The following is a 22,559-nucleotide window of genomic DNA, read 5'->3' on the forward strand; positions in this document are numbered from 1 at the left end:
ATGAAAATTGCGTTTTCACCTTGTCCAAACGATACCTTTGTTTTCCATGCCTGGGCGCATGGCTTGATTCCGGGCGCTCCGACGCTCGATGTCTTGTATGCGGATATTGATATTACGAATAAGCTGGCGGCGGATGGTACAGGTCCGGACGTGCTTAAAATTTCCTACGCGGCCCTGCCGTGGGTGCTGAAAGACTATGCGCTGCTGCCTTGCGGCGGCGCGCTGGGCCGCGGCTGCGGTCCGCTGGTGCTGACGCGTCCTGACGGCGCAGAGGCGCCGACACCGGCGGCGCTCAGCGGCCGCCAGGTCGCGGTGCCGAGCGAGCGCTCGACCGCGTACCTGTTGTTCCGCCTGTGGGCGGCACAACACGTGCCGGGCGGCGTAGGAGAGATCGTCGTCATGCCGTTCCACGAGATCATGCCGGCGGTGCGGGACGGCCGGATCGACGCCGGCCTGGTCATTCACGAAGCGCGCTTTACGTACCCGTCCTACGGGTTAGCGCTTCTCACCGACCTCGGCAACTGGTGGGAACAGGATACCGGCCTGCCGATTCCGCTTGGCGCCATTGTGGCGCGCCGTTCGATGGATCTTGCTGCGCTGGCGGGATGGGCGCGCGCGTCCGTCGAGTACGCCTGGGCGCATCCCGAGGCGTCGCGCGATTACGTGATGGCGCACGCGCAGGAGATGGACCCCGCGGTCGCGCAGGCGCACATCGACCTGTACGTGAACGCGTTCACGGCGGAGCTCGGCGACAGCGGCTACGCCGCGGTGCTCACCTTGCTCCAGCGCGCCGCGGAGGAAGGGCTTGTGCCGCAGCAGGACTATGCTGCGCTGCTGAAATAGGCTAGCACGAACAAGAAAGAGGGCGTCCCCCGAGCCGTTAGGCTGGGCGGGACGCCCTCTTGTGCTAGCTGAGGCTTATTTGGTTGTCAGCAAAGCCGTCGTTGCTTGATCCACGAACACCTTCGCGGAGAGCGGTCCGCCGAACGTCCACGTGTTTTGCGGCAGCTTGAAGGTGCGGTTTTCTTTTACAAACGTGAGGCCTTTCCAGACGGCATTGTCTTTCAATTGCTTCTCGAAGACGTTGTCGTTGTCCTGGACGATGTAGATCAGGTTCGTATTTTGAATTGGCGTCAGCAGCTCGACAGAGCCGAGCGAGAAGCCGTAGTTCTCAAACTTGCTTGATTTAAACGAGTTTTTCAGCCCGATTTTTTCCAAAATTTTGACGACCATGGAATTGTCGGCGAAAAGGCGCAAGGCAGCGGCATTTTGATTCGTATAGGCCTGCGTAAGGGCAAACTCGGCGCCTGCTTTGTTGGCAGCTTTCAGCTTGTCAGCAGCAGCTTTGTACGTTTGCTGAAGGTCGGCCAACACGTTGTCCGCTTCGGCTTTCTTGCCAACGAGGTCAGCGATCGTTTTGAACGTTGTTTCCATTTCTGTGTATTGGTCGCCTTCGTTCTCAGCCGGGTAAGGGTTGAAAGCGATGGTAGGCGCGATTTTGCTTAACGCGTCGTAGTTCTTCTGAGAGCGGAACGCGGCCGTGATAATCAGATCCGGTTTTAGGCCGGTGATGGTCTCAAGATTGGGCTCCTGGCGCGTACCGACATCTACAACCGTATCGGCCAGCGGCGTCGACACATTAACGTTGGCTTTGTAGCCTTTAATGTCGGCTACACCGACAGGCTGTACGCCAACGGCGATTAGATCTTCCGCATAAGTCCATTCCAGTACGATGATGCGTTTTGGCGTCGTTTTGACTTCCGTTGTGCCGAGCCCGTGTTTGATTGTTTTGGGTCCGGTGGGTGCTGCAGAAGGAGCAGCGGAAGCTGCAGTGGAAGCGGCTGGCGTTGCCGTGCCTGCACTGGAATTGCTAGTGCTGTTGCCGGAGCCGCATGCGGTCATGACAACGAGCAGCAATGCGGATAAGGCGAAAGTGAAAAGTTGGATCGGCGATTTCAAGTGTGTTCCCCCTAGAAAAATATATGGTTTTAATTTTATGAAAATGATAATCATTATCATTATAAATGTCAACTATTTTTTTGCTTTGGGGGATGAAGGACTTTTGAATTCGCCAATCGCCTTCATCGGCTCTGTCACCGGTCCCCGCCATACCCGCCAACAAGCTGCCTCACCGTGTCCCCGCTATACCCGCCAAACAAGTTGCCTCCCGTTCCCCGCCATACTCGCCAAACAAGCTACTTCCCGTGTCTACGCCATACTCGCCAAACAAGTTACTTCCCGGTCCCCCCGCCATTATTTCCAGCAAGTTGCCTCCCGGTTCCCTGCCAAATAAGCTTCCTCCCGCCGCCTCATCTTGCCACACAAGCCACTCTCCTTCCGATTACACATATCATGTAAAATCTACAGCAAATTCCGCTTAAAGGGGTGAAAATCAGCCTAGAACCTGCATAACCTACAGCAAAAATGCGCCGAAGCTGCCGTTTAACCCGGTTTTGGAAGGGGAGGGCACATTTTACATGTATGAAATGCAGGTTCTTGCATGCCAAACCACCGAATCATGCGAATTTGATGTACATTATGCAGGTGTTGTGTTCTTTTAGCCCCTGGCATCCCTTACAGCAGAGGGATCGGCGTTATTCTCCGCCTCATCAGGGCGCAGCTCACTCATCTCCTATAAGGCTTACTGTCTCCGTGCCCAAGGCCGATGTTCTCAAGCACTACTGCTGCGATTCGGAGAGCGCCCGATGCCGGACCAGCACAACAAAAAAACCGCCAAGCACCCCCGTGCCTGGCGGTTCGATTAGCCAACTGTATTTACCGGCGCTCCGGCGAGAAAAGCGCGCACATTGTCCGCCGCGATCGCCATCAGCCGCGTCCGCGCTTCCAAAGTCGCCCACGCGATGTGCGGCGTGATAATCACGCCCCGCGCGTGCAGCAGCGGGTTGTCCGGGCTCGGCGGCTCGACGCTGAGCACGTCCAGCCCGGCGCCGGCGAGGCGGCCCTCGTTCAGCGCAGCCGCGACGGCCGCCTCATCGAGCAGCCCGCCGCGCGCGGTGTTGATCAAGAGCGCGCCCGGCTTCATCAGCGCGAGCCGCTCGCGATTAATCAGCCCCTGCGTCGCCGGGGTAAGCGGGCAGTGGAGCGAGACGACGTCCGAGCGCTGGAGCAGCGCCTCGAGAGTCGTCCACTCCACGCCGTCGATCGGCTCCGGCGCCCGCCGGCCGCTGCCGACGGCCAGGACCTTCATCCCCAGCGCGGTGCACACCGCTGCGGTCTGTTTGCCGATTTGGCCGAGTCCGACGAGGCCGATCGTTTTGCCGGCAAGCTCCATGAGCGGTGCAACCGTGTAGCTGAAATCATCCGAATTCGCCCATTCGCCCTGCAGCACGCTTGCGCTGTGCGCTCCGACGCGATTCGCGAATTCCAGCATCAGGGCGAGCACGGTCTGCGCGACCGAGTGGGTGCTGTACGCCGGCACATTCGTGACGATGATGCCGCGCTCCCACGCTGCCGCCGTATCCACGATGTTATAGCCGGTGGCGAGCACGCCGATGTACTTCAGCGCCGGCAGCGCTCGCATCGTATCCGCGCTGATCGGCGTTTTGTTCGTCAGCACGATGGCGGCGCCGGCGGCTCTCTCCGCGATCTCATGCACCGCCGTGCGATCGTAGACAATCCATTCGCTGCTCATCTCCTGCAGCGCTCCCCAGCTCAAATCCCCCGGATTGAGCGTATATCCGTCCAAAACAACGATTTTCACGTTGGTTGCTCCCCTCTTTAATCAGTTTTTCACGCCAGGCCCAGGCTCCTGAAAAGGTCGCAAAAACATCTTCGGCACCGGCGTCTCGAACCGCATCTCCTCGCCGGTCGCCGGATGCACGAACGCGAGCACGCGGGCGTGAAGGCCTAACCGGCCGATTTCCTTCGTGCGGGAGCCGTATTTTTTATCGCCGACGATGGGGTGGCCGATGTCTTGCATATGGACGCGGATCTGATTCTTGCGTCCCGTTTCCAGTTGGACCTCCAGCAGCGAGAAGCTTTTATTCGTCTGCAGCGTTTTATAGTGCGTCACGGCGTGCTGACCGTCGTTCGGGTACGGCGTCGAGTACATTTTCAGCGACTTGGGATGCTCTTTGAGCCAGGAGGCGACTGTGCCTTCGGGCTTTTTCACATGTCCTTCCACAAGCGCAACGTACGTGCGTTCCTTGACGCTGTCCTGCCACGTCGTTTGCAGACGCTGTTGGGCTTCTTCCGTTTTGGCGAACAGCAGGACGCCCGAGGTGTCGCGATCCAGGCGATGCACGACGAAGATGCGTGCTTTCGGGTTGTGATGACGTACATGCGCCGTCAGCTGGCGGTAGGCGGTGATTTCTTTTTCCTCGGGATTCGTTGCAATCGTGAGCAGTCCAGCGTCTTTGTGAACGACAATGACATCCTCATCTTCATGCAAAATCGCCATGCCGGCGAGCGGAATATCCTCCACGATTTTCTCCTTGTTGATGGACACCGTGTGACCGGGCTGAAGCGGATAATTGTAGGCGGTGACGGCTTTCCCGTTCACGGCGACTTGACCGCGCGCAAGAATCGCTTTGACCGCATTGCGGCCTTGATTCAGCGTTGTAAGTAGAAAAGGCAGCAGCTCCTGCGGCTCTTTTACGCTATATTGGCGAACGTTCGCCTCCGTGGCCGTGCTTTTGACCTGAACGCCTTTGCTTTGCGCGGCGCGCGGGGAGAAGCCAGGCTTCGCGCCCGATTTGGCAGCGGGACGCGAGGGGCGTGCGTTTGGCTTTTTATGCATGAAATTAACCTCCTATGGGGATCAAACCTTCCGGTCCAATCTTTCTATCTACTATATCATGCACAACCGCTGAATCGTACTCCCCATGCTAAAATCCCCCTGCACCCGCACCTGCTCAAAAGGCAGATGCGGATTGGCGATCCGCCACAGCATGCGATCGGCGGCGCGGTAGCCGGCTTCTCGAATGGCGAGCTGCGGGCGGGAGAGGAGCGGCAGCGTGTCGGTCTGCTCATTGAGCAGCGCTACGAGCGAAACATGCTGCGGCACACTGATGCCCAGCCTGCGCAGCGTGTGGTACACCGGCGCGGTCTCCTCGTCGATGCCGCAGATGATGGCCGTCGGCTTGCGCATGCGCAGAAGCGCTTCCACCTCCTTAAGCCACCGCTCCGTGCCATCCCGCCGGATGGCATGCTCGTCCGGAACTGCTGCTAATCCGGCTTCTTTCATCGCCTCGCCGAAAGCCTGCCACCGCAGCACAAATCCGCGCTGGCTCTCCGTGTCGCCCACATACAGGATGTTGCGATGTCCCAGGCGCAGAAGCCGCCGCACCGCCTGAAACACCGCTTCATACACATCCCAGATGACGCTATCCACTCTCGCCTCGGGCGGTGGATAGTTAAGCAGGATGCGGGGGAGGGGAAGCTCCAACAGCTTGTGCTCAAGCAGGTCGAAATTCATCCGCGGCGCGATAAAAACACCTTCCGCATAGGGCAATCCCGCCTCCTCAGCCCAATCATCGAAGTCTGACGCCTTGAGCTTGGCCGGCATCAGCAGCGGCTGTACGGTATGGCCGAATTCCATGAATCTTTCATGCAGACCTTGCAGCAACAAACGGTTGAAATTAAGCGAGAGCTTGTTTTGGACGAGAACAAACCGGCGTTGTACGGTCGGATATGGCGAAATGAGATCGTGTTGGAGCGTCTGCTTCTGCTCTTTGGTCATATAGCCAAGCTCGCGTGCGAGCCTGAACACTTCGCTTCGCGTCTGCTCCGACATGCCGGGCAGTCCGCGCAGCGCTTTGGATACGGTCTGGATCGTAAGCCCAAGTTGATCGGCCAAATCTTGCAGGGTAATTCGCTTGCGCATGGTCTGGGTCGTCTCCTCTTTTAAACGTGTTGTTTCTATTAATTTTAAACTAATTTTAAACTAATCTGAAGCTTAATTTACACTTATACTGAAAGAAGTAGCAACGAACTTTACTTAGGGGAGCGCGAGAGCAATGAACAAAACGATAGAAGCAGACATTGTCATCATTGGCGGAGGACCGGCGGGGGTGAACGCTGCCATTGCAGCGGGGAGAAGCGGCGCGAAAACCGTTTTAATCGAAAAATACGGCTTTATTGGCGGGATGTCGACGGCGGCGCTCGTGTATCCATGGATGACGTTCCATACGACGGAAGGCAAGCAGGTTATTGCGGGGATTGCCCAGGAAATGATCGACCGCCTGATGGCGCTGAACGCTTCGCCGGGGCACTTGCGCGATACGGTAGGCTTTGTCAACACGATTACGCCGTATCATCCGGAAATTTACAAGGTGCTCGCGGTGGATATGATGAAAGAGGCGGGCGTGAAGCTGCTGCTGCACAGCTTTGTCGACAGCGTGGAGACGGTAGATAACCGCATCCAATCGGTACAACTGACGAGCAAATCGGGCAAAATCGACGTACGCGGCAAAGTGTTCATCGATACGACGGGCGATGCGGACGTGGCTTATTTGTCGGGGGCGCCTTGCCTCAAAGGGCGTGACGGCGACAAGCTGACGCAGCCGATGACGATGAAATTCCGCATGCGCGGTGTCGATCTGGACCGGGTGAAGCAGTATATGATCGACCATCCGGACGAGTTTTACAAAAAGACGCCGTTCGACGAACTGGCCGAATTGCCCTTATCCGGCGTGCTTGGCTACTTCAAGCATTGGAAGGAAGCGAACCTGCCGATCAACCGGGATCAGGTGCTGTTTTTCACCGGGCCGGAGGCGGATGAAGTGCTCGTGAACACGACGCGTGTCCAAGGGCTGGACGGCACGAACGTGGAGGATTTGACCGAAGCGGAGGAACTGGGACGCAAGCAGGTGCTGATGGTGGCGGAGTTTATGCGTAACAACCTGCCTGGTTTTGAAAAAGCTTCGATCTCCAATGTCGGCGCACAGATTGGCATTCGCGAAACGCGGCGCATCGACGGGCAGTACGCGCTGCAGGTCAGCGACGTCGTGGAGGGACGCCACTTTGACGATGTGATCGCGCGCAGCGGCTATCCGATCGACATTCACGATCCATCTGGCAAAGGCGTAACGGCGGCTTGGGTCAAAGGCGACGGCGCCTATGACATTCCGTACCGCTGCCTGCTGCCGAAGAAGATCGAGAACCTGCTCACCGCAGGGCGCTGCATCTCGACGAGCCACGAGGCACTCGCCACGACACGTTTGACGCCAAGCTGTATGGCGACAGGTCAGGCGGCCGGTTCGGCGGCGGGGCTGGCAATCAAGCACGGCGTGCTGCCAGCGGACATCGATGTCGCGGAGCTGCAAGCGGTGCTAGAGGCGGCGGGGGCGCTGCTGAAATAGGTCGGGTAATACGAACGAAACAAGGAACAGTTTGCCGTAATCGGCAGCTGTTCTTTTTTTTAGCCAATGGCATCATTGGTTAATGCGAGATGCGTAAAGGAGGGCCGCAAATCGGCTCCACCCCATGGGCACCAAAACTGCAAATAAGCAGGAATATCGTTTCAATTTGCTCGATTTTTGGAAATTCCTGCAATCTGGCAGGCATTTTGGGTGAGCCTCCCTCTTTTTAAGCGAACTCCGACTAAAAAACTGCCTTTTTGCAGGCATTTTGCTAAAAATTCCTTTTTTGGTGAAAATTCCTGCCTTTTCGCAGGCATTTGCTTCGGTACGTCAGGCTGGGACACGAACTGGCTGCGGCAAGTACCTAAGTAATTTTTTTACCAAAATCCATTTAAGAAATTACATTTTATTCTAAGTGCTCAAGACTATAATGAGGTACATGACATAAAACTTGCTAGACGAGGGGATGACATCTGTGAAAGCGGTTTTAAACCACGCTGGAGAAAACGTCAAAGTACATAGAAAGAAAAGGATCCTTCATGATTTCAAAAGGGATGCCTTGCTCTATCTGCTGCTGCTGCTGCCAATCGCCTATATCATCATCTTTAAATATGCCCCGATCTACGGCGTCTTGATGGCGTTCCAGGATTACAACATTTTTGGGGGGATCAGCGGGAGCGAGTGGGTTGGACTCGACGTCTTCAACTTCATTTTTCATCAAAGCAGTTTTTACCGCGCGCTGACCAATACCTTGGTTTTAAACTTCCTGGATTTGATCGCGGGGTTTCCGGCACCGATTATACTGGCCATCTTATTAAATGAACTTCGGCATGTACGGTTCAAAAAAATAACCCAAACAATCCTCTATTTACCGCATTTCTTATCTTGGGTCATTATCGGAGGTATGGTGTACCTGATGTTTGCTTCAGGCGGCATGGCCAACAGCGTTTTATCCAGCCTTGGCATTGGGAAGATGGAATTTCTATCTCAAAAAACGAACTGGCTGATCATGTATGTCGCTGTCGGAGTGTGGCAAAGTGTTGGATGGGGAACCATCATTTATTTGGCCTCCATCATCGGGATTAATAAAGAGCTGTACGAGGCGTCAGATATTGACGGGTGCAGCAGACTTCGAAAAGTCTGGCATATTACGCTGCCTGGCATGAAGCCTACGATTATTATTTTGCTTATTTTGCAAATTGGCAGAATGGTTTCCATCGGATTCGATCGTCCGTTTGTGATGGGGAATTCACTTGTAAGCGAATATTCGGATGTCATCAGCACCTATGTGTACAGGATCGGTATTGGTTCCGGAGATTTTTCGCAGGCAACGGCAGTCGGGCTGTTTCAATCGGTGGTAGGGTTGGTGTTTTTAGTGGGAGCGAATTATATCGCTAAAAAAATTGGCGAGCAAGGAATTTGGTAAGGAGTGTGCTTGGGATGAGCAGCAAGAAAAAATTCAATTGGGTGGACCTGTGTATTATCGTCTTTATAACTGGCGTAGCCATCACGTGTCTTGTTCCGTTTCTATATATGATTGCGCTTTCTTTAAGTTCGAATAATGCCATTACTTCTCAGAAGGTTACGCTTTGGCCGGTTGAATTCACACTTGAAACGTACAAAACGATTTTAAGCGATATTGAAATGATTTATACGCTTGGGTATACGATCGTGCTTACGATTATATATACACTTGTCTGTATGTTTTTAACGATCTGCGCAGCGTATCCGCTTACAAAGAAAAGATTAAAGGGCAGAAACTTTCTATTAACCGTCCTGGTCATCACGATGTACTTTAGCGGAGGTCTAATCCCGAGTTATCTGCTGGTTAAAAACCTGGACATGATCAACACGGTCTGGAGTTTGATTTTGCCTGGCGCGATGAGTGTGTTCAATGTCATTATTCTCAAAACCTTTTTCTCTTCACTGCCGGAAAGCTTGGAAGAATCGGCCTCGATCGATGGCTGCAGCGATCTAGGCATTCTTGTGCGCATTGTGCTGCCGCTGTCTTTACCTTCGATCGCAACGTTAAGCCTCTTTTACGCGGTCGACAGATGGAACGGTTTTCAGGACGCTCTTTTTTACATCACGAATAAGAACTTGTATCCGATGCAGTTAAAGTTGTATCAGATCATAACGGCCAATCAGCAGTTGGATACGCAGCAAGGCGAGGGCAGTGTCGGCGCTTTTATTGTGCCTGAGTCTTTGAAAGCAGCGAGTGTCATGTTTGCAACCGTTCCTATTCTTGTCGTTTACCCGAAGCTGCAAAAATATTTTGTGGATGGCGTCATGACGGGAGCGATCAAAGGGTGAAAACAGGCTCGGCTCGAAAGGAGGTGGTTAGGTTGCCAATCAGCGAGGAGCTGGGAGGCAAGATGGCCGTCGGTACAGGTTTGGGAGTATGATAAATTGAAAAAGGTGAGGGTACATATGAAAATCAAAAAGATGATGGTTGTATTGCCGGCTTTGACGCTATTTGCAAGTGCACTTGCTGGATGCGGCAGCGATACAACTCCAAAAAGCCAATCCATGGGAGCGGCAGCATCGACGTCAGCGGCAGCAGCAACACCTTCAGGTCCGCCGACTACACTGACCGTTGAAATCTTTGACAGAGGCATACAGGGACAGCCGGACCTGAACAATAATACGTGGACGCGGTATATCAACGATAATTTCGGGAAGCAGAACAATGCGATTGTGAAGTTTGTTCCGGTTCCGAGATCGCAGGAAATCGATAAGCTCAACGTCTTGATGGCCGCGAATGAGGCCCCTGATATCTCCTTTACGTATGACAGTGCGACCGTGTCCAGATATGCGAAAATCAACGGCATCATGCAGCTAGATGACCTGCTGGCGAAGAATGGCAGGGAACTAACGAATTACTTGGGGAAAACGGTTCTTTCTTACGGCGTTTTTGAAGGAAAACAGATGGCGATCCCTGCCAAGCGAACTTCACTGGCCTGGATTGGCACGTTTATTCGCAAGGATTGGCTGGATAAATTGGGCTTGCCCCTTCCAAAGAACAGAGATGAATTATACAATGCCTTAGTTGCCTTTCGAGATAAGAACCCAGGCGGTGTCAATGGGGTCATCCCTTGGGGACTGGCAGCAACCGGTATGAATTATGGCTATGGGAACTTAGCGGAATCTTTCTGGGGTAAACAGTCGGACGAAGAATTCGTAACGACGCCGAACTGGCTAAAACCGGGCAACAAGGATGCACTTAAATTCCTCAACAAGCTCTATAATGAAAAGCTAATCAGTCCTGATTTCGCTTTAGATAAAACAGCCAAGCAAGCCGACGCTGACTTGACGAACGGGAAAGTTGGATTCTTTAGTGCCAACTGGGATTACCCGCTGCGGCAAAATATCAGCGAACCTTTAAAAGCGAATGTGCCTACGGCCAACTTTGTGCCGATTGATACCTTTTTGAACGATGAAGGAAAATACAAGAAAATTGCGTACAACGAAAACGGCGTGAATGTCATTATTCCAAAAAGCAGTAAAAATGCCGAGCTGGCCATTAAATATCTGAACTGGATGTCCGATCCCAAAGTGCTATTCTTCCTGCAATATGGACAGGAGGGAGTCAATCACAAGATGGTTGACGGTCTTCCACAGGTAATTAACCAAACGGGCGATAATATGCAAACCAGCTATCTGAATCTTGACTATACCTTGGTTGTCAACGGTGTAGAGCTTGGCGATCAGCAGAAGAACATCAAAGCTTTGGCTGCATCGGCGCCTGGATATGAGGCTGTTGCGGAACAATCCTACAAGATTAATACGACGGACACGTACACAGGCTTCTTCTTTGATACGCCGAATGAGTCCAATATCAAGCTCGGCAAAACGCTTGGCGATATGAACAAGCAAATGACGGATAAATTGATCGTTTGTAAACCTGCGGAATTCGACAGCTTGTATGATAAGCTGGTTGCCGAGTATATGGCTGCGGGCGGAAAAGCAGTTATGGATGAGAACGTGAAAATTTACAGGGCGATGCAAGCGAATAAGAAATAATCACAGCCACAGCGGCTGCCCCGCTGGTCCTATGCGCAAGGTGCCTGTCTATCAGGTGCCTTGCTGTTTGGTGCCGTCTTGTGATCTTGCCGGTAAAGCGTTAAAATTTGAAAGGTCAGCGCGGAGGGGGTACCTATGCATAGCGTTATTATTATCGATGATGAACCATGGGCGATAAGAGGCATACGAAATGCATTCCAGTGGGAGAAATACGGCTTCGAAATCACAGGCCAATTTACCAGCGTTCATAAGGCATTGGCGTTTATAGACGAGACGTGCCCTGATCTCGTTTTTACAGATATTCGAATGCCGGAAGTATCCGGACTTGACCTGATGAGAATTACCAAAGAAAAGGGATTGGATGTTGAGTTTGTCGTTGTAAGCGGTTTCGCTGAATTCGCGTATGCACAGGAGGCGTTAAGATACGGCGCGTTGGATTATTGTTTAAAGCCGCTGGATATTGAGATGGCCGACCCGTTAATCGAAAAGCTGGCCCTGCATTTTGCAAAAAAAAGAAGCATGCGAAATCACTTAATCCTAGAGGCGCTCACATCAGGGGATAAAAGCGAATTGAATCGCCTAACGCCTTTTTTTGAACATTCATCGGGCGATTATTTCCGTGTGATTATCCTGTACGCCAATAGCGATCACAAAGCTCATCAAGACTTCACGTTTTTCGATCGTAGACATACGTTAAAAGTTGAATTTGGATCAAGAAAGACATTATATATTCTCAAGGGTGGCCATAGCTCCGATTGGAAAGATGAATGGCATCGTTCTGTTTTCACTGAGGCCGGATTTCCAATCAAAGCGGTGGGGATCAGCAGCATGGCAACGAATTATGATCAGATTGCCAAGCTCATCAAGGAGGCCGATCTCGCAGCGTCTCACATCTTTGTGCATGAGGAGAACGGGATCTTCGAATATGAACCCAAGTTGACGGTGGTTAAGCCCTTGGCAGACGGCATTGCTTCCATGATGCAAGAGAACAGGTTCGATGAAATGGCCGATCTCGTTGAGAGGCTCGTGCTTTTCTATAAGCAGCATCAACTGGGCATGGGCGAGGTCGTTTATATTTGGAACCAGTTGGTAAGCGTATTGGTCGGCACCTATTACGAAGAGCTGAGGGACATGGAACTCGATTTCCTCAACTACTCTGAATTGAAAGAACGCTTTGAGAACTTTGAGTCCTTGTGCAGTTTCCTGCATGATATTGTTAGGTATATCAAACAATTAAACAGCCAGCCTGTCCATGAAGGCGACATCAACGCGCATTTCAACCAGATGGTGAAGTATATCGACAATCATTATCAGACCAAGCTGTACCTGAAGGATTTATCCGTCAAATTTTTTATTAACCAAGTGTATTGCTGTCAACTTTTCAAAAAAAATCTGGGCAAAACGTTTTCTGAATATGTGACGGAATTGCGGATTAAAAAAGCCTGTGAGTTGTTGAAGCATACGGAATTCTCGATTGAAGAAGTGGCGACCAAAGTGGGGTTCGTCGATTACTATTATTTCAATAAAGTATTTAAGAAACAGTGCGGAGTCACACCTGCAAAATTCAGAAAAAGCTGATGGATTCGGATCGGAGTGGGGCGTGTGCAGATTAGTAGACTGAAACTGAAGCATCAGATTTTGCTCATTTTTGTATTCACGGTCATCCTTTTCACAACAATGGAATGCTATTTCTATTACAGCTTCTCCAATCTGACCCAGCAAAGGGCAACCAACTATGGGAATAAAATGATTGAACAAACGCGTCAGAAGATCGATTCCGTTTTTAAAGATATCGAAGTGAGCACAAGCATCGCGGTGAATAATAAAAAAATTCAGGAATTTACCATCGCGGATGACGATTATAAACGGGCTTTCGACATCGGCCCTTATGTCCTGGATCTCATGGAATCGATGAGGTCCTTTAACTCGTATGTGAACGGCATCGCGATCAATGACATTGCGGGAAGACGAATTTACAGTTTATCAACGGCAAACAGCGAAATATTTTTCTTCAATCAATATGATGCCTTCATCAATGCGTATAAAAATGTGAAGCAAGGAACGTTCACCGATATTTTAAAAGACGAAAAAACAGGAAGCGAATATTTCTTTTACATAGCCCCCATTATTGAAGCGATTGGCGGGATTCATTTCTCTGAACAAACCGGATATTGCTCAGTTATGGTGAATTCGGAAAAGCTGCAAGAGCTTGTGAAAAATACAGACTTAACGCCAACCTCGACGTTATACATCCTCAACGGACGAAATGAGGTCATCGCGTCCAATAATTCAAACTTTCGCGGCATTTTATTCAAGGACATCCTCTCTGTAGACCGAAGCAGTTTAACGAATGGCGTCAAAACCAACCTTAACGGGGAGGACGTGATCGTGCAGGAAAAAGGTCTGGAGCAGGCCGACGGCTGGCGTATCGTCAGTATCATTCCTGTGCGCGAGCTGACGACCGACATGAACGATATGAAAAGCATGAGCATCATTGCCGGCGTCGGGATCAGTCTGAGTATGCTGCTGCTGGGCTACTTTTTCTTGAACAATTTGACTCGACCGGTCATGGGCCTTATCGCCGATATGAAAAGAATTGGCACCAGAGATAGAGGGTTTCGGATTAAGGTACGCTCCACGAATGAAGTCGGCGCTTTGGCGTACGACATTAACTCGATGATTGACCAAATGGAAGAGATGTCCGGCAATATTCTCAATACGCAGGCAAGATTATACGAATCCGAGCTTAGCAAAAAGCAGGCTGAATTCTCGGCGCTTCAAAGCCAGATTAACCCGCACTTTCTGTATAATACCTTAAATTGTATCAGCTCCATCGGCCTCGAATATGGTAGTAAGGAAATCGCGCAGATCACTTCCTCGATGTCCAAAATTTTTCGCTATAGCATTAAAAAAGACGAACTGGTGTTGATCAGCGAAGAATTGCAATGTGTGCAAGCTTATTTGAATATTATTTCCATCCGCTACGAAAACAAGTTTTCGATGGAAGTCCACGTAGATGAGCGGCTGCTGGAGATGAAAACGCCGAAAATGATTTTGCAGCCGATCGTTGAAAATTCCGTCTATCATGGACTTGAACGCATGGATGCAGAGGGACAGCTTTCTGTGCGTGGGTACATCGATGTGAATGGCGATGTCTGTTTTCAAGTTGCGGATACCGGCAGAGGGCTTGACCCGGACGAGCTCGAGCGCTTGAGAGAGAAGCTGAATATGGACTATGCCGAGCGTTTGAGCAGCAGGCCGGACGGGACAAGCATCGGTCTTTCCAATATCCATAACCGGATCAAGCTGCTGTTTGGCGAAGGATATGGCGTGGAGATCGACAGCCAATTAGGGCGGGGAACGACGGTGAGCGTTAAGATTCCCCGGATATGAAGAAAAAGCAAAGTCTGAATGCGATTCAGACCTTGCTTTTTTTGCTAGAGATCCGCTTGAAGATGACCGGATTCCGCGGGTTGAATCGAAATGGCCGCTTGCGGCAAGCAGTCAACGATGGTAAGCTCCAAGCCGCCTCCTGCGTGGTTTGTGCTTTGCACGCTGCACCCCGTGCCAACTACCGTATACGGTACGTCTTCTGCCAAATTGACCAGCATGCTGAAGGCTTGTTCCGGGTCCCCGGCATAGTGAAACTCCGCATGATATGCCGTAAAGTCAGTGTTCATGTCTTGATGCAGCATCCACACGTTGAAGCCTGTGGTAACTTTGCCCCGTTGATAGTAGGCGGCAAACCAGTTGATGACCGGGGCCGACAAACCGCCGAAGTGATGCCATCCTGCGCCGCGTCCGGTTTGCACGATAAAATGCTCATAGCAGTTATAGGTCGCCTCGGTTTCGCGTTTCCACAGCTCTAAAGCGGTATCTGCGATGCGGTAAGCAAGCTCCGGGCGGCCAAAGTCAAGCATCGTTTTCCAGAAAAACCACTGATGCGGCATCCAGACTGCCCCGTTCCAATAGCCGTCCGCCCGGTAGTACGGGGCGCTTTGGTCTACAGTCGTCAAGCCGATCGGTGTCCAGAAACGGCCCTCATCAAACAGCGTATCAATTAGCCGCGCTGCGCGCCTGGTATCGCACACGCCTGCTACCAGAGGGTAGAGGCCGTCCAGCCCCATATTGTAGTTGGCTCCGGTAGCATGGCGCAGATGAGCTTGCGCCTCGCCCTGCTCGTTATGTATGACATAGCCGTAATAGCCGGCCATTTCATCCCAGGCGTGGGTGTCCAGCGCCTCGGTCCACCGCTGAATATCCGCTTCGTATTCCTGGATATCCGACTGCCAATCGTCCGACAGGGCCGCCGCCATTTTAAGAATTTTGGCAATCCGGATCGCCTGACTTGTTGTAATAACGGGAGCAACGCGTGCTTCCAACGCTTGCTCGTGCACATATTTTTGCGGTGGATAGTCGTCCCAGCCCCCTGAGTTATAGAAATAATCCCAGGTCTGAAGCAGTCCGGAGCCCAGCGTGCCGGTCGTCGAACTGCTGGCCTTCCCAGCCAAGAATTTGTAATACTGTCGCAACCGCGGGTAAAAATGCTGCAAAAACGCCGGAGATTGTCCCTGATTCCACAACTCGTGAAACACATAATGCTGCACGGGAACTGGGCTGCCGTGGTGAATGAAAGCGGCTTGAGGGTCGCCAGGCTCGGTCATATAGGCGTTCAGGCAGTCGATCGCTCGCTGCGTATCGAGATCCGAGAAGCCAAGTCCGATAAACCCGGAATCCCACGTATACAGGGAATCCCACCATCGGCCAGGCGTGTTATGGCGAATGTACGTTCGCTTTGTGTATACAGGAAAGACGGTATTCGTCAGCAAGGTGGCCCGCATGAGCTGTTGGCTTAACGCATAGCGATCGCCTGAAGGATAGGAAGGAGGCGGCACCAGCTTGGCATGTTCAGCGTGATACAGAGATTCGCATTCGACATAGTCAAGTGAAAAGGTGGAAAGAGCGGCCTGTACGTCCTCGAAAGTTCCCGAGCAAACCATACCGTGAAGAATGATAGATGAGGCGGGAAGCAGCTCAATCGGGCGCATGAATACATTGGTAAAATGGCCTTTTCCATTCCCTTGCAAAATGGCATCGACATGATTATGCACCGTATGGCGGGCAAAGCGGTCCAGCTCGTCATTTCGAATCTGCCGAATTTCAGCATTGGAATAGTTCCATAGCAGGCCATACACGCAGGGACTTTCAGCGTAACGAAGAATGAGACTGTTCGGCACAGGGCCCTCCAGCAGTTCAGGCTCCGTCTGCCAAGGACGTGTGGCAAAGGCGACGTCTTGGCAATCGCTGCGCTCAAGGAGCGCGAATCCATCGATGATGAATGGACTGGACCCTGATTTCTGCAGGCAAATGGTGATTGTGCCGGCGGGAAGCATCCCGATCGGCAGCTCCGCAACGGTTAAGGAAGCGGATGGCTCCAAGCTAAGGCGGTACTGCCGCCCCGCTATCCGAAGTTCCAGCGCTCCAGCGAGATTGGCTTGATAGCGCAGCAGCAGCAGACCATCCTGGAGGGTGTCTTTGACCTCTACCTCATAATGCAGCATGTCCCCGGCATTCGCTCCGAACTTGCCTCCGATTGCGGAGCCGCCTGTAAAATGCTGTCCGCGGATTTCTCCGCGTATCCAGCCATCGTACACCAATCCGTCGGAGGGGCGCGGCTTGGCGAAGGTCAATTCGCTGTAATCCAGCGCATCCACCCAAGTGGCGCCAGCAGGCAGCTGAGCTTCCGCATGCAGGTGCACCTCGCCGTGTCCAGGAATACGAGGCGGCTGAAGCGAAGCCATCCAATGCAGCACCAGATTTTGCGGCAGCTCGGTCTGATTCACCATCGCCACGCGAACGAGACGGCTCATCTCGTCGATCCGACTAAACGAGATATCGGCGTAGACGCGATCCTTCCACTCCAGCTCATGCCGATGGGCGAAGAAGCTGAAATCCGGCGTCGCTTCCCATGGATGATACCCGGATTCCCACAAGGTGTTGGGAATATCAATTTTCCTTCGATAGAAACCCGGCATTAAGCTAAGATCAAAGCGCAACCCTCTCGAAGGATCGCTAAGATGGGAGATCCCCATATATTGCTTGCTGTAAGGCCCCCAGGCAGGCAGTCTGAGATCGTGGTCATTCGGGAGATTTTCGAATTCGTGCATCCGGCATGGCCCCTTTGGCTTGTAGAGTATGCTCTTATTTTAGAAGAAAAGAAAGGGGAAAGCCTCTTGGAATGGGATACATTTATCTTGAAATCGGACATTCGTGGTATGATGGAGGCAGGAAGCGATAGAAAGGAAGTCCCCCTCATGACGGACATTCTGGCTGTTTACGATAAGGAACATGTCGAGTATGAAGATCCGAATTTTCGGATGAAAATCTGGACCATTCACCATCCCAGCCAAGCTTTTGACCAGTATGGTCCCTGGCACTACCATGAAGAAGTGGAGTGGATTACCGTTCTGTCGGGCACGATGACCATGGAAACGACGCATGCGGCCTATACGCTGCAAGGCGGCGATGTGGCGATGCTGGGCTCAAACGAGCTGCACCGATCTCATAAATACGGACATGCGCCCTTAATTTACCTCGTCTGCCATGTTGACATGTCCGCGTTCATGGATCCGTCGCTGCTGACGTATTTGGCTGCTTTTACCGGCAGATCCGCCAATGTAACGCTGCTGAATGAGGCACTGCAGAAATATCCGCTAAGCCAACAGGCCATCCACGAGCTCCTTCATCACATGCTTCGCGACATCACGGCTAAACAGAGAGGCTACGAGTTCGCGGTAAACGCCAGTTTGAAGAAGCTCCTGCACACGCTGATACAAGTTGACGATGAGGAGATCATTAAACCGATGGATCCGCAGCTTGCCATCAAATTGCGTCCGGCCTTAGCCTATATCGAGCAGCAGCTTGAGGGCTCTTGTCAGATCGCGGACATTAGCGGCAAGCTGAACTATAACAGCAGTTATTTTGCCAAGCTGTTCAAGAAGGGAATGGGGATGACGTTTACGTCCTATGTGCAAATGCGCAGAATGAAACGGGCAGAGCGGCTCTTGCTGACAGAGGCGTGGTCGGTGACGGAAATAAGCGCCAGAGTCGGCTTTACAAGTCCTGCTCAGTTTTATCAGTTGTTCAAACGGCATTTTGGCTGCTCTCCGAAGCAGTTTGTGGAGAGACGGCAGGTCAAATCGTCCCTCGCTCAGCCCGATACTGCGCCGGCGTCATCCCGGTCTTTTCCTTGAATACGCGGTAAAACCGTTTCGGATCCTGAAGGCCGATGGCGGCTGCGATGTCTGCGATGGATCGGCGTGAGTTCGCCGTATCCTCCAGCAAGCGGCAGCTGCGGTTGATCCGCTCGCTCAGCAGCAGCTCGGAGAAGGAGCAGCCCATGTGCTCGGCGATGTCACGCTGCAATTGGCGGGTGCCGAGCCCGACTTCCTTGGCGAGCTGGGCGAGTGTGATTTTGTCCCCCAGCCGTTCCCGCATCACGCGCAAAATCGTTTCCATCCGATTGTAGACAGGGGCCTCTGCACCTTCAAGCGCACGCTCCATTTGAATGAAAAGCTGCAGCAGTAGCCCGCACAGCATCGTTTCGTAGCCGGTACGCTTCTGCTGGAATTCCTCGAACAGCGAGTTGAACAGGGTGCCGAATTCTCCGGAGCGCTCCTGTATCTGCAGCCAGCAATCCCGCTGAAGTAGTTGTTCGCGAAAACGATACATGCCAAACTGCCCTGGCAGGATCGACGTTAGAAATTGAAACAGCTGCTCATCAAAAATACAGTTGCTGATCAACAGCCTCTTCTTCGGATCGGCGGATGCCGGGCGAAAAATATGCGAGACGCCAATCGGAAGAAAGAACAGGTCGCCCTTTCTTACCCGAATCGTTTCCTCTTCGACGTAGTGAAAGCCGCTGCCCTCCACCACATAGCAAATCTCATAGAAATCGTGCACATGCTCCGGCAGTTCGAAGCGTTCCTGCACGCGATTGACGAAGATGGAAAAACCGTTTGTGAAAAAGTGCTCCCCTTTTTCCATCCATAATTCCGCTTTGCGCACGACAGCCATCTCCTTTTCTGATCCGCTTTCTTGATGTCATTATATACCCAATAAATGTCGTGATAAACCCCTAACATTATGAGCCGTATTTTTTAAAATAAAGGAAAGAACGGACTCATCGACAGGAGGTTGCATGAATGAAGAACATAGACTGGCAGGCAAGTTGGATTTGGGGTGAAGGGGAGGCCAGCCCGCGTAATGAATGGCGGTGTTTTCGCAAAACGTTCGAGGTCCCGCCCGCAAATGAAAGCGGGGGCGGTGCTTTGCTCAGCATCACTGCGGATTCGCGATATGTGCTGTATGTGAACGGCACGCGGGTGGGCCGCGGGCCGGTTCGCTCCTGGCCGTCTGAGCTGGCGTACGACCAGCACGAGATCGGGCATTTGCTGAAGCCCGGCCAGCCGAACACCATCGCGGTGCTGGTGATGCATTTCGGCATCTCCACGTTCTATTATTTGCGCGGGCGGGGCGGGCTCATTGCTCAAGTCCAGGACGGCGCCGGTCATGTGCTTGCCGCGACGGACGCCTCTTGGCGGAACAGCGTGCATCTCGGGCATCATCCGCGGTCGCCGCGGGCATCGTGTCAGCATGCTTTCGCGGAATACGTGGACGCCAGGCTGTGGGACGCCGCGTGGGTCAGCGAGTCCTTCGACGATACGGCGTGGGAGGCTTCGCTTGCAATGGGCGCCGCGGGAATGGAGCCTTGGACAACGCTTAAGCTGCGAGACATTCCATTGCTTACGGAAGAACGGATTGTGCCGGTGCGTGTGGAATCGCTTGCAAAAGTGAAGTCGTTTCAAGCGACAGCTGCGGTAGACGTGCGAAATGCACTTGTGAAAGGCAGCGAAAATCATGCGAACCGCAATGCGTTTCTCGGGTTTGCGCTCACCTCGCTTTATGCGGATAGGGCATGTAAGGCTACAATCGGCTTCGTGCAGTCGCATGAATGCTTGCGCTCCCTCAGCGTGAATGGCCGCAGGCTCGAGGAACAGTTCTACGGCTCGAAGCCGGAACGGTACGTCGATGTTGAACTGCTGGCGGGTGACAATCTGCTTGCCATCGACGTCTCAGGCCATATTCACACCGGCAAACTGCAAATCGGCGTGTATGCGGACGAGCCTGCGAACGTGTCGTTTCGGGCGCCGGCGTGGCCGGGCCGCCTAACCACGGCAGAGGAAGGGTTGTTGTCCGATTGGCTAAGCATCGGCCCGTTTGATACTGTCGAGCTGCTGGATCATCAGGGTTGGCGTGAGCTGAACGAGGAACATCCCGTCTACGTGGCGCTTCGCGATAAAGCGATTACCCTGGACGATTTGGTGGCGTACAGGCAATGGATAGAGCCGATCGCCGCTGCTCATGTTTCGGAAGCGGACATCTTCGCGCTCAGTGTCTGGCGCAAAGAGAACGTCAAGTATGCAGTGCCTGCGGAGCTGCAGAATGCGGTTATCCCGCATCGCGAGCCTGCGGAAGTGCCATTTTTTGAGGGCTATGATACCGAAGTGCTCTTCGATTTGGGCAAGGAATATTCCGGATACTTGCAATTTGAGATTGAAGCGGAAGCGGGAACGGTGCTGGATTGGTACGGTTTTGAGTATATGTCCGGCCAGTACCGGCAGGATATGTTCGGGCTGGATCACACGCTGCGCTATGTGGCTGTGGATGGCCGCCAGCGCTATGAATCGCCGATTCGCCGGGGGCTGCGATATTTGACATTGACGGTGCGCGGGGCTGCAAAGCCGGTGAAAATTCACAGCGTAACCATGCTTCAATCCAACTATCCAGTGGCGGAGGTGGGCTCGTTTACCAGTTCGGACGCGCTGCTGAACGATATTTGGGAAATCTCTCGCCATACAACGAAAGTTTGTATGGAAGATACCTTCGTGGATTGCCCAGCATTCGAACAAGTGTTCTGGGTGGGAGACAGTCGGAATGAAGCATTGGTCAGCAATTACTTGTTCGGCGTACAGGACATCGTGAAGCGTTGTCTGAAACTGGTTCCCGGCTCGAAATTTCAGACGCCGCTGTTCGCGGACCAGGTGCCGAGCGGTTGGAGCAGTGTCATTCCGAACTGGACGTTCTTCTGGGCGATCGCGTGCGCGGAATATTACGAACAGACGGGTGATCGGGATTTTGCTAGGGAGATGTACGAACACATCCAGTTTACGCTGGCGCATTATCTCACGCATATCGACGATAAAGGGCTTTTCAATATTAAAGGGTGGAACCTGCTCGACTGGTCGCCGATCGATCAGCCGAATGACGGCGTCGTCACCCACCAAAATATGTTCCTCGTCCATACGCTGAAAACCGGGGCGGCGATGGGACGTCTAGCGGGGGATGAGGCAGGCGCAGCTGAACTGGAACGTGCAGCGGACAGCCTCCAGGAGGCGATCAATCGCCATCTCTGGAGCGAGGAGGCACGGGCCTACATCGACTGCATTCACGCAGACGGCCGCCGCTCGACGGTCATCTCCATGCAGACGCAGGTGGTCGCTTCACTGACCGGCATTGCACCGAGCGACCGCAAGGCGGTCATCGATACGTATCTCATCGCGCCGCCGCCGAATTTTGTCCAGATCGGCAGTCCGTTCATGTCGTTCTTCTACTATGAGGCGCTGGCGAAGCTGGGCGAAACCGGACTCATGCTGCAAGACATCCGCCGCAACTACGGGCAGATGATCCGCCACGGCGCGACCACATGTTGGGAGCAATACCCGAATTTCCTTGAAAATCGGGCGAATCCCGACATGCTCAGCCGCAGTCACTGCCACGCCTGGTCGGCGGCGCCGGCCTACTTCCTCGGCCGGGAAGTCCTCGGCGTGCGCAGCCTCGCGCCAGGCTGGCGCAAGGTCGAGATCGCGCCGATCCCGGGCGATCTGACCTGGGCGAAGGGCAGCGTGCCGCATCCGGCAGGCGGCCGCATCGATGTAGCGTGGACGCTGGATACAGCCACGCAGACGATGACACTGAACGTGACGTATCCGGCGCACACGGAGGTTGAGATCCGCCTGCCCGATGGCGTGCAGGGCGTCGTGAATGAAGTGAAGCTGGCTGTCCTATAGCTGTAAGAGGTTGCCTTCTGATCTGATCCATTGCTCTGGAAATGACAAAGTGACGAATAAGAGAGCCCGGCCATCTATTCAGACG

At 52.9% G+C, this 22,559-nt stretch carries 16 protein-coding genes; 9 read left to right on the forward strand and 7 right to left on the reverse strand.

Translation table 11 applies throughout. The features are described from left to right. Nucleotides 1–843: a 1,4-dihydroxy-6-naphtoate synthase gene (locus EJQ19_RS10135; protein ID WP_126141095.1), complete on the forward strand. Its 843-nt coding sequence runs from the start codon at nucleotides 1–3 to the stop codon at nucleotides 841–843. A gap of 75 nt (nucleotides 844–918) precedes the next feature. Here EJQ19_RS10135 and EJQ19_RS10140 read toward each other — a convergent pair whose 3' ends face one another. From EJQ19_RS10140 to EJQ19_RS10160, 5 genes are all read right to left on the reverse strand, one after another. Continuing rightward, the gene (locus EJQ19_RS10140) at nucleotides 919–1,959 is read right to left on the reverse strand and encodes an ABC transporter substrate-binding protein (protein WP_241242831.1); all 1,041 of its coding nucleotides are present in this window, start codon (nucleotides 1,957–1,959) and stop codon (nucleotides 919–921) included. Nucleotides 1,960–2,128: 169 nt separating this feature from the next. Then, nucleotides 2,129–2,323, reverse strand: a complete 195-nt coding sequence (locus EJQ19_RS10145) for a hypothetical protein (protein ID WP_126141096.1) — start codon at nucleotides 2,321–2,323, stop codon at nucleotides 2,129–2,131. Between the two features lie 438 nt (nucleotides 2,324–2,761). Then, a complete protein-coding gene (locus EJQ19_RS10150; RefSeq protein WP_126141097.1) occupies nucleotides 2,762–3,721 on the reverse strand; it encodes a D-2-hydroxyacid dehydrogenase in 960 nt (319 codons plus the stop codon). A gap of 21 nt (nucleotides 3,722–3,742) precedes the next feature. Continuing rightward, on the reverse strand, nucleotides 3,743–4,759 hold the full coding sequence (locus EJQ19_RS10155; RefSeq protein ID WP_126141098.1) for an RluA family pseudouridine synthase: 1,017 nt from the start codon (nucleotides 4,757–4,759) through the stop codon (nucleotides 3,743–3,745). Nucleotides 4,760–4,810: 51 nt separating this feature from the next. Beyond that, nucleotides 4,811–5,845 (reverse strand): LacI family DNA-binding transcriptional regulator, encoded by a 1,035-nt coding sequence (locus tag EJQ19_RS10160; protein WP_126141099.1) that lies wholly within the window; start codon nucleotides 5,843–5,845, stop codon nucleotides 4,811–4,813. 133 nt (nucleotides 5,846–5,978) lie between these two features. On the opposite strand from EJQ19_RS10160, the gene EJQ19_RS10165 reads away from it, so the two are divergent. The 6 genes from EJQ19_RS10165 to EJQ19_RS10190 all read left to right on the forward strand — a co-directional run bounded on the left by EJQ19_RS10165 (nucleotide 5,979) and on the right by EJQ19_RS10190 (nucleotide 14,738). Further along, nucleotides 5,979–7,322, forward strand: coding sequence for an FAD-dependent oxidoreductase (locus EJQ19_RS10165; RefSeq protein ID WP_126141100.1), 1,344 nt, complete (start codon nucleotides 5,979–5,981; stop codon nucleotides 7,320–7,322). 466 nt (nucleotides 7,323–7,788) lie between these two features. After that, on the forward strand, nucleotides 7,789–8,748 hold the full coding sequence (locus tag EJQ19_RS10170; protein WP_126141101.1) for an ABC transporter permease: 960 nt from the start codon (nucleotides 7,789–7,791) through the stop codon (nucleotides 8,746–8,748). Nucleotides 8,749–8,762: 14 nt separating this feature from the next. Next, nucleotides 8,763–9,635: a carbohydrate ABC transporter permease gene (locus EJQ19_RS10175; protein ID WP_126141102.1), complete on the forward strand. Its 873-nt coding sequence runs from the start codon at nucleotides 8,763–8,765 to the stop codon at nucleotides 9,633–9,635. A 117-nt stretch (nucleotides 9,636–9,752) separates the two neighbouring features. After that, the gene (locus EJQ19_RS10180; protein ID WP_241242833.1) at nucleotides 9,753–11,345 is read left to right on the forward strand and encodes an extracellular solute-binding protein; all 1,593 of its coding nucleotides are present in this window, start codon (nucleotides 9,753–9,755) and stop codon (nucleotides 11,343–11,345) included. 135 nt (nucleotides 11,346–11,480) lie between these two features. Next, entirely contained in the window at nucleotides 11,481–12,923 is a 1,443-nt protein-coding gene (locus EJQ19_RS10185) for a response regulator transcription factor (protein ID WP_126141103.1), read from the forward strand. A 24-nt stretch (nucleotides 12,924–12,947) separates the two neighbouring features. Beyond that, the gene (locus EJQ19_RS10190; RefSeq protein WP_126141104.1) at nucleotides 12,948–14,738 is read left to right on the forward strand and encodes a sensor histidine kinase; all 1,791 of its coding nucleotides are present in this window, start codon (nucleotides 12,948–12,950) and stop codon (nucleotides 14,736–14,738) included. Nucleotides 14,739–14,782: 44 nt separating this feature from the next. On the opposite strand, the gene EJQ19_RS10195 is transcribed toward EJQ19_RS10190, so the two are convergent. Then, nucleotides 14,783–17,512 (reverse strand): MGH1-like glycoside hydrolase domain-containing protein, encoded by a 2,730-nt coding sequence (locus EJQ19_RS10195; protein WP_126141105.1) that lies wholly within the window; start codon nucleotides 17,510–17,512, stop codon nucleotides 14,783–14,785. A 147-nt stretch (nucleotides 17,513–17,659) separates the two neighbouring features. On the opposite strand from EJQ19_RS10195, the gene EJQ19_RS10200 reads away from it, so the two are divergent. After that, nucleotides 17,660–18,598 carry an AraC family transcriptional regulator gene (locus EJQ19_RS10200; protein WP_164716441.1) on the forward strand — a complete coding sequence of 313 codons (939 nt, stop codon included), beginning with the start codon at nucleotides 17,660–17,662 and terminating at the stop codon, nucleotides 18,596–18,598. Here EJQ19_RS10200 and EJQ19_RS10205 read toward each other — a convergent pair. Then, entirely contained in the window at nucleotides 18,540–19,412 is an 873-nt protein-coding gene (locus tag EJQ19_RS10205) for an AraC family transcriptional regulator (RefSeq protein WP_164716443.1), read from the reverse strand. The two genes, EJQ19_RS10200 and EJQ19_RS10205, sit on opposite strands and share 59 nt — an antisense overlap. 137 nt (nucleotides 19,413–19,549) lie before the next feature. On the opposite strand from EJQ19_RS10205, the gene EJQ19_RS10210 reads away from it, so the two are divergent. Next, the gene (locus EJQ19_RS10210; protein ID WP_126141108.1) at nucleotides 19,550–22,474 is read left to right on the forward strand and encodes a family 78 glycoside hydrolase catalytic domain; all 2,925 of its coding nucleotides are present in this window, start codon (nucleotides 19,550–19,552) and stop codon (nucleotides 22,472–22,474) included. Nucleotides 22,475–22,559: the final 85 nt, after the last annotated feature.

The organism is Paenibacillus whitsoniae (assembly GCF_003955665.1).
GTDB classification, from domain to species: Bacteria; Bacillota; Bacilli; order Paenibacillales; family NBRC-103111; genus Paenibacillus_E; species Paenibacillus_E whitsoniae.